The organism is Haemophilus parainfluenzae, from assembly GCF_014931415.1.
In the GTDB taxonomy this organism is placed as follows: domain Bacteria; phylum Pseudomonadota; class Gammaproteobacteria; order Enterobacterales; family Pasteurellaceae; genus Haemophilus_D; species Haemophilus_D parainfluenzae_AF.
Map to the genome: position 1 here is coordinate 1,836,883 of NZ_CP063121.1, position 13,745 is coordinate 1,850,627.

The following is a 13,745-nucleotide window of genomic DNA, read 5'->3' on the forward strand; positions in this document are numbered from 1 at the left end:
TCTAGTACACATCGCGTTGATAACGTTTTTCTTCACGCAGTTCATTTAAATAATCTTCTGCTTCATCCGGACTTAAATTGCCTTCTTTAGCAATGACTTCGAGTAATGCTTGTTCCACATCTTTTGCCATTTTTGATGCATCACCACAGACATAAAAATAAGCCCCTTCTTGTAACCATTGCCAAAGTGCGGTCGCATTTTCACGAATTTTATCTTGCACATAGATTTTCTTCTCTTGATCGCGTGACCAAGCAAAATCGTATTTATGCAAGAATCCCTCTTTGGCAAATTGTTGCCATTCTGTTTGATAGAGGAAATCGCTGGCAAAATGTGGATTACCAAAAATCAGCCAGTTTTTACCACTTGCCTCATCGGCTACACGTTGCTGCATAAAGGCACGGAATGGTGCCACGCCAGTACCGGAACCCACCATAATAATTGGCTTAGTCGTATCATTTGGCAGACGGAAATTATCATTATGTTCTACAAATACGCGCACAGCGCCATCTTCTTCTACGCGATCCGCTAAAAAGCTTGAGGCTGCGCCACTGCGTGCTCGACCTTCATGTTCAAAACGTACCACGCCAACAGTTAGATGTACTTCCTCCCCTACCTCTGCAGGCGAAGATGAAATGGAATACAAACGAGGCGTTAAAGGACGTAATAATGAAACCAGTTGTTCAGCGGTTAATTTTGCAGGAAATTTATGTAATACATCCACAATCGGTGTACGTTGAACCAATTCTTGCAATGCTTGATTATCCGCAACCAAATCATTCAGCTGTTCGTTATGCGCCAAGGCTGCATAGCCTTTCACAAAAGCCGGTGTGTTTTGAGTAAGCTCTAAATGCGATAAAAGTGCGGTCGAAATAGTTTGCGTTTTTCCCTCAATTGTCACTTCTGTAGTAGGATTAATCTGCGCGAGCGATAAAATTTCATCGACTAACTTAGGATCATTGTCAAACCATACACCGAGTGCATCTCCCGCTTGATAACGAAGATCCGAACCTGCTAAATCAAATTCTAAATGACGCACATCTTTATCCGACTGACGGCCGGTAATTTTCTGGTTAGTAATTAACGTTGCAGGAAATGGATTGGCTTTATTATATTGGCTTTCCTTGGCTACTGGTGCGGTTGTAGCTGTAGCAATACTTTGTACAACCGGTGAAGCCTGTGCAGCCTTTTCTTTTACGATAGCCACAATATCTCGGATCCATTGTTCCGCGGTTGCACTGTAATCTAAATCGGCATCCACTCGCTCAAATAAACGCGTCGCGCCTAATTCGGCAAAACGCTGATCAAAATCTTTGCCTGCTTGGCAGAAATTTGGATAAGAACTATCCCCTAATCCCAATACAGCAAATTGCAATTCGGTGAGTTTTGGTGCTTTTTTACCATTTAATAACTTATGCAATACCACGCCTTCTTCTGGTGGCTCACCTTCACCTTGCGTAGAAGTCACTAAGAGCAGGTATTTTTCATCTGCAATGGTTTTCGCTTTGTAATCTTTTAAGGCGACACGCTTCACGGCAATACCGGCTTCAGTAAGCTCTGCGGCAACTTTATCTGCCACCGATTTAGCATTGCCGGTTTGTGATCCTGAAAGCACCGTAATTGAAAAAGGTTCGGCTGAAAGTGCGGTCAAATTTGCTGCCAAATGTTGCCCTGCAACTTGTTGTTCTACACCGGTAGCTTGCGACCAGGCATAACCGGAAAGCCATGCCAATTGAAAAGGCGTTAGCGTTGGTAAGAGATTCAGTATTTCTGTTGGTAATGGATTGTTGTGTTGCATAAGTTTCCCCACAAGAAAATGAGTAATATCAGTAAATTCACATTAAGAAAGCGCGAGTTAAAGAATCATACCGGCTGCTACGGTGTTATAAGTTGCTTCATCAACTAAAATAAAGGCACCACCAGCAATATTTTCTTCATAAGTTGTGGCAACAATCGGTTTCTGTAAACTTAAACGCACTCGAGCAATATCATTCATCTTTAAGGCTGTAGCACCACTTTCTTGTTCGAGTGTATGAACGTTTAACACACTTTCAATTTCACTGATTTTGGCAAATACGGTTTGTGTACCATGTTTAAGTAAATATTTACGGGCGGTATTTAGTGGGCGTTCATCAAACCAACAAATCGTTGCTTCAAGTTGCTTTTGTGGTGTAAGTGGTGAACTTTCATCTACAAATAAATCACCACGAGAAATATCAATGTCGCGATCTAAACGTAAGGTAATCACTTCCCCGGCCACCGCCTGTGTCACCTCACCTTTTGGCGTAATAATCTCGGTCACTTTAGCGGTTAATCCATTCGGTTCAATTCGAATAGTCTGCCCCTGTTGCACTGAGCCACGTTCGATTCGACCTTGATAACCGCGGAAATCATCGGCTTTATCCGCATCCTGACGCACCACTAATTGCACCGGAAAATAGAGATCAGCATTGGAATGACCCACCTCATCCACACTCGGTAAATTTTCTAAAATGGTGAGTAAAGGTTCGCCTTGATACCAAGAGGTGCTTTCACTTGCATATACTAGGTTATCGCCAAGCAATGCAGATACCGGCACAAAATGCACATCTTTTAATCCAAGTTGTGCCGCCAATTGACGATACGCCTCTACTATGGCATTGAATTTTTCTTCGCTGTAATCCAATAAATCCATTTTGTTCACCGCCACTAAAATGTGTGGACAATTTAATTGACGTAAAATCGCTGAATGGCGTTTAGTTTGTGGTAAGAGTTGTAACGGTTTCTCATTAAAATTCAGCTGAGAAGCATCGATTAAGACGATTGCAGCAGATGCCGTGCTTGCCCCTGTCACCATGTTACGTGTGTATTGCTCATGTCCTGGGGTGTCGGCAATGATGAATTTACGTTTTGCCGTAGAGAAATAGCGATACGCTACATCAATGGTAATGCCCTGCTCACGTTCTGCTTCCAAACCATCTGTCAAAATAGAAAAATCAATGGCTTCTTTATTACCTTTCTCTTTTCCTGCGTTAAGGGTTTTGATTTGGTCGGTCAATAACGCTTTGCTATCGTAAAGTAAACGGCCGATTAAGGTACTTTTCCCGTCATCTACACTACCGGCAGTAATAAAACGAAGTGGAGTTGAATGTTGTGTCATATTTCTTCCTTATATTCTGTTAATTATTCTTTTGTATTTCATTATCTTTGAATAATGCCCCATATAAATCGCCTGAACGACTTTCAATTTTTAGAAAAATTTGTACTGTTTGAGCGTAGCGAGTTTACAAATTTTTCGTTAAGAAAATTGAAACAAAGTGAAGAGGAGCGATTTAATTGGAGTGTGTTCTTTGCTACTTTCTTGCACAAGCAAGAAAGTAGAAATACTAAAAATACCCTTCTTTTTTCCGTTTCTCCATGGCGGCTTCGCTGGCTTGGTCGTCTAGACGAGTGGCACTGCGTTCGGAAATGTCAGCAATAGCGGTTTCTTCAATGATTTCTAATGGTGTTGATGCAGTGCTCGCTACCGGACAAGTACAGCTAATATCACCCACAGTACGGAAACGAACATCCAATACTTCGCTGACTTCATTCGGCAATTTAGGGGTTAATGGTGTCACTGGCACTAATAAACCTTTTCGACGTACAACTTCGCGTTTATGGCTGTAATAGATCGGAGGCAATTCCAAATTCTCACGAGCGATATATTGCCAAATGTCTAATTCCGTCCAGTTGGAAATCGGAAACACTCGCATATTTTCGCCTTTATGCAATTTAGCATTGTATAGAGACCATAATTCTGGACGTTGTGCCTTAGGATCCCATTGGCCGAACTCATCACGGAACGAGAAAATTCGTTCTTTAGCACGAGCTTTTTCCTCATCACGGCGTGCACCGCCCATCAAAGCATCAAATCCATTCTCTGCAATGGTTTCTAATAAAGTGACCGCCTGTGCCGCATTACGCGAATCCGTTTCTTTGCGTAATACCACCGTGCCTTTGGCAATGGAATCTTCCACATGCCCAACGACTAAGCGTGCGTTAAGTTTTGCCACTTGTTCATCTCGAAATTGGATCACTTCTGGATAGTTATGTCCGGTATCAATATGTACCAAGGGAAACGGTAAATGTACCGGACGATCACCTAACTGGAATGCTTTACGGGCTAATGCCAGCAATACCACCGAATCCTTCCCACCGGAAAAAAGCAACGCCGGGTTTTCACATTCCGCAACGACTTCACGAATAATATGAATCGACTCAGCCTCGAGCCAGTCTAGATGTTGGTTATTGAGTTCAGTTTTTGTCATGTTTTGCTTCCTATATTTTTCTACTTATGTAATCCACATTCCTTACTATCTTTACTCTCCCACCACCAGCGACCAGCGCGAATATCTTCGCCCTGTTTAACTTGGCGGGTACAAGGTTCACAGCCAATACTTGGAAAACCTTGATGGTAAAGGTCGTTATAAGGCACATTGTTCGCTAAGATATAAGCCCACACATCTGTTTCTGACCAATCAAAAATAGGATTGTATTTATCAATACCACGAGACTGATCTTGCTCAGCAAAAGGGAGCGCAGTACGTGTGGCCGATTGTTCTCGACGCTGTCCGGTCAGCCACGCATCTGCGCCTTGAATCGCACGATTTAACGGTTCGATTTTACGGATATGACAACACTCGCGACGTAATTCCACGCTTTCATAAAAAGCAAATTTCCCTTTTTCTTCCTCGTAGCGAGTCACTTCATCAGCAATCGGCTGAAAGCGTTCTATTTGAAGATGTGGATAGACTTTCTCAAGGTTATCTAATAAATTTAACGTATCTTGATGAAGTAAACCGGTATCTAAAGTAAAAATACCAATATCTAAGTTTTCACGCGCAATGACATCGGTAATGACCATATCTTCTACAGCTAGACTGCTGGCAAAGCGTGCATCATGATGGTTATCAGCTATTTGATGTAAACGTTGCTTCAATGTGGCTGTTTTTTCTGCTAAACGATCTTGTACATCAAGGCTAACAAGTGGAATTTGCCAAAAAGTCGGTTTAAATAAACTCATCATCCACTCCTTACGCCACTTGACTGATGGTTAAACTTTCTAAGGTAAAGTGCGGTTGTTTTTGACGTTGTTTTTCTTCGCCAAACCACGCTAATTGTTCGTGTAATTTCACCACTTCTCCCACCACAATTAAGGCGGGGGTCTCTGCTTTTTCCGCTAATTCAGCTAAATTTGCAAGTGTGCCAATCGCTGTTTTTTGAGTAAGTTGAGTGCCTTGACTAATAATCGCAACAGGCGTATTCGCATCGCGACCATATTGTTGTAAACGTTCAGCAATGACTTGCGCTTTTAACGTCCCCATATAAATAACTAAGGTTTGATGACTTCTTGCTAAGGTTTGCCATTCAATATCAGAGGCATCGGCTTTACGATGGCCGGTCACAAAAATAGCACTTTGTGCATAATCACGGTGAGTTAATGGAATGCCGGCATAGGCTGTTGCGCCAATACCCGCTGTAATACCGGGTACAACCGAAAATGGAATTTGATGTTGAGCTAATACTTCTAATTCTTCGCCACCGCGTCCAAAAACGAAAGGATCGCCGCCTTTTAAGCGCACTACTCTCTTGCCTTGTTGGGCAAGGGTTAATAACAATTGGTTGGTTTCATCTTGTGCGACAGAACGACCATTGGCACGTTTCCCCACAAAAATACGTTCTGCATCACGGCGAATCAAAGAAAGAATCTCATCAGAAACCAAGGCATCGTAAAGCACCACATCAGCTTGTTGAATTTCCTGTAAACCGTTAAGAGTTAGTAAGCCAGCATCTCCAGGACCGGCACCGACTAAAGAGACAAAACCACCTTGATAGTTATTTTCTAGCTGTTCAGCTAATTCTTGTTCAGCTTGCGCTTCCTGTTGATTTTTTATGAGATTGACAAAACGTCCACTAAACATTTTTTCCCAAAAACGGCGACGTTCGGTGACCGATGCCAATTTTGCTTTTACTTGATCACGCCATTTACCAGAAATCTCAGCGATTTTGCCTAAATGTTGTGGCAATAATGCCTCCAGTTTCTCACGTAATAAACGGGCTAATACCGGCGCCTTTCCACCACTCGAAATCGCGATTTGGATCGGATTACGATCAATAATAGAAGGGAAGATAAAGCTACAATGAGGTTGATCATCCACCACATTGACTAATTTATGTTGGCTTTCGGCTAAATGGAAAATACGGTGATTTAATACCTCATCATTTGTTGCCGCGATCACTAACATCACCGTTCTCATTTGTTCGGCATTAAATTCTTTGGCAATCCATAGCACTTTATTTTGACGTTCAAGTTCGCTTAATTCCTCATTTAATTGGCGAGCAACAATACGGACTTGCGCATTCGCTTTGAGCAACAACCCGACCTTACGAGCAGCCACAGAACCACCGCCGACAACAAGTACCGGGCGACCGGTTAAATCAGCAAAAAGTGGAAAATAATTCATGGGTATCACTCCTATTTATTCACTTTATCAGCACGTTGTGCACTGATATATAGACGATCAAATAAGCCGTTATCGACAAAATGTTGAGTATTAATCGCATCCCACGAACCAAAACGTTGGTTCACATCAAATTGATTCACTTCTGGAAAAACTGCGGTCGTTTTAGCAATAATTTTTTTATCTGTCGGCCGAAAATAATTTTTTGCGGCAAGTTCTTGTGCTGGGGTTGACCATAAATAGCTCAAATAATCATGGGAAAGTTGATGCAAACCATCTGCCTGGGTATTTTTATTCACTTCCGCTACATAAATTGGTGTGTATGCGGTAATGCTGGGATATACCACTTCAAAACTATTTTCACCTAACGTTTTAGCCGCAAGTGCGGCTTCATTTTCCGGAGCAATCAATACATCACCGATATTCCGTTGAGTGAAGGAAATACTGGCACTACGCGCTCCTGCCTCTAAAACAGGTACATTTTTAAGTAAACGCCGCATAAAATCCTGTGGTTGCTGACTATGTTGTTCGGCATAAGCTAAGGCAGATAAATAAGCAAAGCGCCCGTTCGCGGAGGTTTTAGGATTAGCAAACACCACTTTCACATCATCCCGTACCAAATCCGACCAATCTTGGATATGTTTTGGATTGCCCTTTTTGACTAAAAGAACCATCACTGAACCAAAAGGAACGGCACCATTCGGTAATACCTGCTGCCAATCAGCATTTACTAAGCCTTTTTTGACTAAAGCTTCGATATCATTACTTTGTGTCAATGTCACCACATCTGCAGGCAAGCCATTTAACACGCCGAGCACCTGTTTACTGGCGCCACCATGCGATTGTGAAATCATCACATCTGAGGGAAATTCACGTTGAAACGCGATGTTATATTCCTTATAGAAATCACGAATCACGTCATAGGACACATTCAGTAGCACCGTTTTTTGTTCCGTACTGGTATGCCATAAACAAGCTGCCAAGCCGAAAGAAAGCACTGAAAATAAAGCGATTTTTTTCATTTTTACTCTCCTCCGTTATTACCCTCAATTTCGTGTGGCTAAATTTATATCGCAAAATATTAAGTACAAAAAATAACGAAAAAGCATTTTATAGAACAAAATGAAATATAAAACAGAAAACCAAACGTTTACTTATTTCACTTTGGAATATTAAATAAATTTCCGTTCTTTGCCATTATGGTAAAGAGCGGTTATTTTTTTGAACATTTCAAAACGCTTACAAAGCTTAGGTATTTATCTGTTGTGAAGGTGGGATAATGAAAACCGTATTACCAGAATTTAAACGAAGTATATTGATTACATTAGCCTGGCTCGGCTCAATGGTATTGTTGCCATTAACATTACTTGTGCTCACTACCTGTCAGTTAAAATGGGCTGATATCGTTCAAATCATCACGAGTGAACGAGTGATCTCATCCTTAACACTATCCTTTGAAATGGCGGCAATCGCGACGTTAATTAATATCGTTTTTGGCTTTTTATTGGCATGGGTTTTAGTGCGTTATGACTTTCCTGGTAAGAATCTCGTCAATGCGTTAGTGGATTTACCTTTTGCTTTACCCACTGCCGTTGCAGGTATCGCACTTGCCTCGCTTTATGCGCCGACTGGAGTGATTGGGCAATGGCTAAGCCATTTAGGGATTCAACTCGCTTATACTCCAAGTGGTATTGCGATTGCGTTGATTTTTGTCAGCTTGCCTTTTACCGTTCGAGCGATTCAACCCGTATTAGCAAATCTCGATCCTAGCTATGAAGAAGCAGCCCAAATTTTAGGTGCATCCAGATTAACAACATTGCGAAAAGTCATTATCCCAGCTGTATTGCCTGCATTAATAGGCGGTGCAGGTATGGGATTTGCGCGATCGCTTGGTGAATATGGCTCAGTCATTTTTATTGCGGGTAATGTGCCACTCGTCTCAGAAATTGCACCATTGATTATTATGTCAAAACTTGATTTATATGATGTGCAAGGCGCATCTGTGGTTGCATTATTAATGCTTGCCATTTCATTTCTGTTGATTTTATTCATTAACTTAGCGCAATGGTCTGTTGCCAAACGCATTAGTCCAATTCGATAAGAGGTATTTATGAAAACCCAATCGTGGCAAAAATGGATCTTAATTCTGACCGCACTCAGTTTTTTTACGATCATCTTATTGCTCCCATTATTTACCGTATTCTATTCAGCCCTTGAACAAGGAATTGGTCTATTTTTTGCTGCATTAAAAGAACCGGAAGCCTTAGCGGCTATTTGGCTTACGATCAAAGTCTCTTTAATTGTATTACCTATTAACATTTTTATCGGTGTGGTTATGGCTTGGGCTATTGCTTATTTTGACTTTAAGGGGAAAAGCTTATTAACCGCACTACTCGACCTCCCCTTTTCCATTTCACCAGTGGTTGTAGGATTAATGTTCTTACTGCTGTTTGGGTTAGATGGACTTTGGGGCGCATGGCTTGCTGAACACCATATTCGTTTTATGTTTGCTACGCCAAGCATTGTTATCGTGACTTTATTCGTCACCTTTCCACTTATTGCAAAATCATTAATTCCAACCATGTCAGCACAAGGCACAAGTGAGGAACAAGCTGCGTTAATCTTAGGTGCATCCACTTGGCAACTTTTCTGGCACGTAACACTACCAAAAATAAAATGGGCATTAATTTATGGGGTGATTTTAAGTAACGCTCGTGCAATGGGTGAATTCGGTGCCGTAAGTGTTGTATCTGGGCATATTCGCGGTTTGACTAATACCATTCCGCTTTATGTAGAAATTAGTTACAACGAATATCAATTTGTTGCCGCATTTGCTTGCGCCAGTTTATTAGCATTAATCGCAGTGGGAACACTGGGATTGCAAAACGTAGTGAGATATGTGGAAAAGAAAAAAATCCAAGAATAACAACAGGAACACAATACATGACAATCAAAATCCAGCAACTAAACAAACACTTTGGACAGTTTCATGCGTTGAAAGATATCAATCTAAGCTTTCCGGAAAATCAGCTAACCGCCTTGCTTGGACCTAGTGGTTGTGGAAAAACAACGCTATTAAGGATCATTGCCGGATTAGAATTTGCTGATAATGGACACATTTGGTTTGGTGAAAAAGAGGTGACTCAACTTTCAGCTGCTGAACGCGGTGTCGGCTTTGTGTTTCAGCATTATGCACTATTTCAAAATATGACCGTCTTTGACAATGTCGCTTTTGGCTTAACGGTGAAACCTCGTAGAGAACGTCCCTCTGCAGAAGAAATTCGCGAAAAAGTCACCGCACTTTTAAAGCTAGTAAAACTTGAATGGCTAGCCGATCGCTACCCTAATCAACTTTCAGGTGGTCAAAAACAACGGATAGCCTTGGCTCGCTCCCTTGCGGTTCAACCGAAAGTCTTACTACTTGATGAACCCTTTGGTGCACTGGATGCCCAAGTTCGTAAAGAATTGCGTCGTTGGCTACGGGAATTGCAACATGAACTCAATGTGACCAGCATTTTCGTTACCCATGATCAAGATGAAGCATTAGATATGTCTGATCGTATTGTGGTGATGAATAAAGGTCAAGTGGAGCAAATTGATGAGCCCAGCCAAATCTATCATGCACCACAAACCCCTTTCGTCACGCAATTTGTGGGGGATGTTAATGTGTTCCACGGACACATTGATCAAGGCAATTTAGTCATTGGTGAATTTGCTCATAATTTACAAACACATAGCAATGCGACTCATGCAGTCAATAACCAATCTGCAACGGCTTATATTCGCCCTTACGAACTGACGCTTTCACGCGAATCTCATAATGCCTTAGCGAGTGGTACGATTCGTCATATTAATGCTATTGGTTTTATCGTGAGAATTGAAGTAGAAAGTTCGCAAACTGAACAACCTATTGAAGTCATTCTTACCAAAGAAAATTATCTCAATGCGCAATATAAAATAGGTGATCAAGTTTATCTCGTGCCGGATAAATTAAATCTATTTCAAGAAATGAATATTTAGAAAAGTAAAAGTGCGGTCAAAATCGACCGCACTTTTTATATTTAAAGGAGAAAATTATTTTTTACCTAATTGCGGTAAAACGGAATCTTTACCCGCAGTTAATAAACCTACTTGAGAGTAGATACTTAATTTTCCGCGTGTATCTGCTACGTCTAAGTTACGCATAGTTAATTGACCAATACGATCGATTGGATCAAATGGTGCATTTTCCACTTTTTCCATACTTAAACGTTCTGCCGCATAAGTTAAGTTTGGTGATTCAGTATTTAAGATGGAATAGTCATTACCACGACGAAGTTCTAATGTCACTTCCCCTGTAATCGCACGAGCAACCCAACGTTGTGCAGTTTCACGTAACATCAATGCTTGTGGATCAAACCAACGACCTTGGTATAACAAACGGCCTAAACGTAAACCATTGATACGATATTGTTCAATAGTATCTTCATTGTGAATACCGGTGACTAAACGCTCATAAGCAATGTGGAATAATGCCATTCCCGGTGCTTCATAAATACCACGTGATTTTGCTTCAATAATACGGTTTTCAATTTGGTCTGACATACCTAAACCGTGACGACCACCAATACGATTTGCTTCTAAGAAAAGATCCACCACGTTATCAAATGTTTTACCGTTTAATGCAACCGGCACACCTTCTTCAAAGCGAACAGTCACCACTTCTGGTTTCACTTGAACATTTTCATCCCAAAATGCCACACCCATAATTGGCTTTACAATTTTAATACCAGTGCTTAATTTTTCTAAATCTTTCGCTTCGTGTGTCGCACCTAACATATTAGAGTCAGTTGAATACGCTTTTTCTACTGACATTTTGTAGTCAAAACCATTTGCGATTAAGAATTGTGACATTTCAAAGCGACCGCCCAACTCATCGATGAATTGTTGATCTAACCATGGTTTGTAAATTTTTAAATTTGGGTTGGTTAATAAGCCATAACGATAAAAACGCTCAATATCGTTACCTTTGAAAGTTGAACCATCACCCCAGATATTCACATCATCTTCTTTCATGGCTGCAACAAGCATCGTACCTGTTACCGCACGGCCAAGTGGTGTGGTATTGAAATAGGTTGCTCCACCAGTAGAAATATGGAATGCACCACATTGAATAGCCGCAATCCCTTCATGGGCTAACTGCGCACGACAATCCACTAAACGCGCATTTTCCGCACCATATTCCATTGCTTTTTTGGGAATTGCATTGTAATCATCTTCATCTGGTTGACCTAAGTTTGCTGTATAAGCATAAGGTACTGCACCTTTTTGACGCATCCAAAGTAATGCCGCACTGGTATCTAGCCCGCCTGAAAAAGCAATACCAACTTTTTGACCTTTAGGTAAATGTTGCAGAATCGTATTTGACATATTTTATTTCCTTCATTGTGGTTATGGTGAGTGAGTCTTTAAAAAGTGCGGTCAAAAATCACTGCGCTTTTCTAACATATCATCGGGATTTGGATAACGATAAGCGAAGCCTAAATCTCGACAAATTTTATCTGCCATAATGATTCGTTTCGGATCCGAATCACTACATTCAAATTGTGGTATGGATAAATCATAAAATACCGCTGCTTTTGTGTAATATTCTGCTCGAGTAGGATGAATTGGCGCGCAAAGATGGTAAGTTCGCAATCCATTTGGATTCATGAGTAAGGCCGTAATAGCTTGAATGCAATCCTCTAGATGCACCAAATTAACAGGTGAATAGCCCTGTTTTAAATTGCATTTTCCTGCTAAGAATTTAACAGGATGGCGTTGTTTACCAATTAATCCTGCTAGTCGAAGAATATCGCAATGCAATATTCCTGATTGGAACAAGCACTGTTCTGCTTGTATCAGTGTTTTGCCCATTTCTGTTTCAGCTGAAAGTTGAGAACTTTCATCAAATTGCCCCGAAATATTAGGAAAAACAGAAGTTGAACTGGTAAAAACCAAATGCTGTACACCTTGTTTCTTGGCTTGATTAGTTAAAAAAGCAAGATATTCACAATACTGTTGAGAAGAAAAACTGCTAGGTGGTAGGGTGATAATGAGAGCATCTACATTAAAAAGAGGGCGAATATGGTCTGGTAAACGTTTCATTTCGTCAGAAAGCGAAAAAGGATAAGTTTCAATACCTAGCTGATGCAATTTCTGAGCATCATCAGGGGATTGTTTTGAGCCTTTTACACACCAACCAAGCTCTTTTAAGTGCAGCGCCAGCGGTAAGCCTAACCAACCTAAACCAACTATCGCAACAGATTTCATACTCTTTTATTCACAATATTTTATCCATAAAAATCCCTGCTATTCTAAAGCATAGCAGGGAGTTTGTTAATGTTATTTTGTTAATAAATCCAAAGCCTCTTGATATTTAGCCACTGTTTTTTCAATCACTTCTTTTGGTACTTTCGGTGCTGGTGGTTGTTTATTCCAACCACTTTGTTCTAACCAATCTCGTACAAATTGCTTATCAAATGATGGCGGATTTGTGCCTTCTTTATAAGTATCAACTGACCAAAAACGGCTAGAATCCGGTGTTAATACCTCATCCATTAAAGTGAGCGTGCCATTTTCATCTAAACCAAATTCAAATTTGGTATCACAAATAATAATACCTTTAGTCAGCGCATATTTTGCTGCCTCAGTATAAAGCGCAATCGCTTTTTCTCTCACTTGTGCCGCTAACTCTGCGCCAATTGCTTTTTCACATTCTTCATAGCTGATATTGATATCGTGATTACCCAATTCTTCTTTACTTGATGGCGTAAAAATCGGTTCAGGTAATTTACTTGCCTCAACTAATCCTTCCGGTAATTTCAAACCACAAATGGTCCCTGTTTGCTTATAATCTTTTAGCCCGCTACCTGTTAAATAACCACGCACGATAGACTCAATTTTAATTGGATTCAAACGTTTGCAAACCACTGCGCGATCTTTTACTAAATCAGCTTCCTCTTTTGGTAACACATCATAAACTGAATCACCAGTAAAATGATTCGGCATAATATGGGCTAACTTATTGAACCAGAAATTGGAAATTTGAGTCAGGATTTCACCTTTACGTGGGATAGGATCATCTAAAATCACATCAAATGCGGACAAACGGTCACTGGCTACCATTAGCATTCGTTTATCATCGATCTCATAAAGATCACGCACTTTTCCCGAATAGATTTTTTTTAGACTAAGTTGTGTCATTGCTTGCACCTTTAATTATAAGAATAAAAAATCGGTGGATAT

At 40.7% G+C, this 13,745-nt stretch carries 12 protein-coding genes; 3 read left to right on the forward strand and 9 right to left on the reverse strand.

The features are described 5' to 3' along the window. Position 1 precedes the first annotated feature (1 nt). The 6 genes from INP93_RS08925 to INP93_RS08950 all read right to left on the reverse strand — a co-directional run bounded on the left by INP93_RS08925 (position 2) and on the right by INP93_RS08950 (position 7,501). Complete coding sequence (locus INP93_RS08925; protein WP_197544714.1) at positions 2 to 1,795, reverse strand: assimilatory sulfite reductase (NADPH) flavoprotein subunit; 1,794 nt, start codon at positions 1,793 to 1,795, stop codon at positions 2 to 4. Positions 1,796 to 1,852: 57 nt separating this feature from the next. After that, positions 1,853 to 3,136: a sulfate adenylyltransferase subunit CysN gene (gene cysN / locus INP93_RS08930; RefSeq protein ID WP_197544715.1), complete on the reverse strand. Its 1,284-nt coding sequence runs from the start codon at positions 3,134 to 3,136 to the stop codon at positions 1,853 to 1,855. A 226-nt stretch (positions 3,137 to 3,362) separates the two neighbouring features. Further along, the gene (gene cysD, locus INP93_RS08935; RefSeq protein ID WP_049362808.1) at positions 3,363 to 4,286 is read right to left on the reverse strand and encodes a sulfate adenylyltransferase subunit CysD; all 924 of its coding nucleotides are present in this window, start codon (positions 4,284 to 4,286) and stop codon (positions 3,363 to 3,365) included. Positions 4,287 to 4,306: 20 nt separating this feature from the next. Beyond that, on the reverse strand, positions 4,307 to 5,041 hold the full coding sequence (locus tag INP93_RS08940; protein ID WP_111327021.1) for a phosphoadenylyl-sulfate reductase: 735 nt from the start codon (positions 5,039 to 5,041) through the stop codon (positions 4,307 to 4,309). A 10-nt stretch (positions 5,042 to 5,051) separates the two neighbouring features. Beyond that, positions 5,052 to 6,482 carry a siroheme synthase CysG gene (gene cysG / locus INP93_RS08945; protein ID WP_197544716.1) on the reverse strand — a complete coding sequence of 477 codons (1,431 nt, stop codon included), beginning with the start codon at positions 6,480 to 6,482 and terminating at the stop codon, positions 5,052 to 5,054. An 11-nt stretch (positions 6,483 to 6,493) separates the two neighbouring features. Further along, a complete protein-coding gene (locus INP93_RS08950; protein WP_111327019.1) occupies positions 6,494 to 7,501 on the reverse strand; it encodes a sulfate ABC transporter substrate-binding protein in 1,008 nt (335 codons plus the stop codon). 257 nt (positions 7,502 to 7,758) lie between these two features. Here INP93_RS08950 and cysT point away from each other — a divergent pair, with 257 nt between their 5' ends. The 3 genes from cysT to INP93_RS08965 are packed head-to-tail and all read left to right on the forward strand — an operon-like array spanning position 7,759 to position 10,499. Beyond that, positions 7,759 to 8,580: a sulfate ABC transporter permease subunit CysT gene (gene cysT, locus INP93_RS08955; protein WP_197544717.1), complete on the forward strand. Its 822-nt coding sequence runs from the start codon at positions 7,759 to 7,761 to the stop codon at positions 8,578 to 8,580. 9 nt (positions 8,581 to 8,589) lie between these two features. Further along, positions 8,590 to 9,405, forward strand: coding sequence for a sulfate ABC transporter permease subunit CysW (cysW, locus tag INP93_RS08960; RefSeq protein WP_005695722.1), 816 nt, complete (start codon positions 8,590 to 8,592; stop codon positions 9,403 to 9,405). Positions 9,406 to 9,422: 17 nt separating this feature from the next. Continuing rightward, the gene (locus INP93_RS08965) at positions 9,423 to 10,499 is read left to right on the forward strand and encodes a sulfate/molybdate ABC transporter ATP-binding protein (RefSeq protein ID WP_111386496.1); all 1,077 of its coding nucleotides are present in this window, start codon (positions 9,423 to 9,425) and stop codon (positions 10,497 to 10,499) included. A 54-nt stretch (positions 10,500 to 10,553) separates the two neighbouring features. On the opposite strand, the gene argG is transcribed toward INP93_RS08965, so the two are convergent. The 3 genes from argG to INP93_RS08980 all read right to left on the reverse strand — a co-directional run bounded on the left by argG (position 10,554) and on the right by INP93_RS08980 (position 13,703). Further along, positions 10,554 to 11,888, reverse strand: coding sequence for an argininosuccinate synthase (gene argG, locus INP93_RS08970; RefSeq protein ID WP_111386498.1), 1,335 nt, complete (start codon positions 11,886 to 11,888; stop codon positions 10,554 to 10,556). A gap of 51 nt (positions 11,889 to 11,939) precedes the next feature. Continuing rightward, positions 11,940 to 12,770, reverse strand: a complete 831-nt coding sequence (locus INP93_RS08975; RefSeq protein WP_197544718.1) for a Rossmann-fold NAD(P)-binding domain-containing protein — start codon at positions 12,768 to 12,770, stop codon at positions 11,940 to 11,942. A 72-nt stretch (positions 12,771 to 12,842) separates the two neighbouring features. Beyond that, positions 12,843 to 13,703, reverse strand: coding sequence for a phosphoribosylaminoimidazolesuccinocarboxamide synthase (locus tag INP93_RS08980; protein WP_111406553.1), 861 nt, complete (start codon positions 13,701 to 13,703; stop codon positions 12,843 to 12,845). Positions 13,704 to 13,745: the final 42 nt, after the last annotated feature.

What these genes read in the sequence shown, in the direction of transcription:
- INP93_RS08965 (WP_111386496.1), top strand. Translation starts at nt 9,423, where the DNA reads ATGACAATCAAAATCCAGCAACTAAACAAACACTTTGGACAGTTTCAT.
- INP93_RS08940 (WP_111327021.1), bottom strand. Translation starts at nt 5,041, where the DNA reads ATGAGTTTATTTAAACCGACTTTTTGGCAAATTCCACTTGTTAGCCTT.
- cysD (WP_049362808.1), bottom strand. Translation starts at nt 4,286, where the DNA reads ATGACAAAAACTGAACTCAATAACCAACATCTAGACTGGCTCGAGGCT.
- INP93_RS08925 (WP_197544714.1), bottom strand. Translation starts at nt 1,795, where the DNA reads ATGCAACACAACAATCCATTACCAACAGAAATACTGAATCTCTTACCA.
- cysW (WP_005695722.1), top strand. Translation starts at nt 8,590, where the DNA reads ATGAAAACCCAATCGTGGCAAAAATGGATCTTAATTCTGACCGCACTC.
- cysT (WP_197544717.1), top strand. Translation starts at nt 7,759, where the DNA reads ATGAAAACCGTATTACCAGAATTTAAACGAAGTATATTGATTACATTA.
- INP93_RS08975 (WP_197544718.1), bottom strand. Translation starts at nt 12,770, where the DNA reads ATGAAATCTGTTGCGATAGTTGGTTTAGGTTGGTTAGGCTTACCGCTG.
- cysG (WP_197544716.1), bottom strand. Translation starts at nt 6,482, where the DNA reads ATGAATTATTTTCCACTTTTTGCTGATTTAACCGGTCGCCCGGTACTT.
- INP93_RS08980 (WP_111406553.1), bottom strand. Translation starts at nt 13,703, where the DNA reads ATGACACAACTTAGTCTAAAAAAAATCTATTCGGGAAAAGTGCGTGAT.
- INP93_RS08950 (WP_111327019.1), bottom strand. Translation starts at nt 7,501, where the DNA reads ATGAAAAAAATCGCTTTATTTTCAGTGCTTTCTTTCGGCTTGGCAGCT.
- argG (WP_111386498.1), bottom strand. Translation starts at nt 11,888, where the DNA reads ATGTCAAATACGATTCTGCAACATTTACCTAAAGGTCAAAAAGTTGGT.
- cysN (WP_197544715.1), bottom strand. Translation starts at nt 3,136, where the DNA reads ATGACACAACATTCAACTCCACTTCGTTTTATTACTGCCGGTAGTGTA.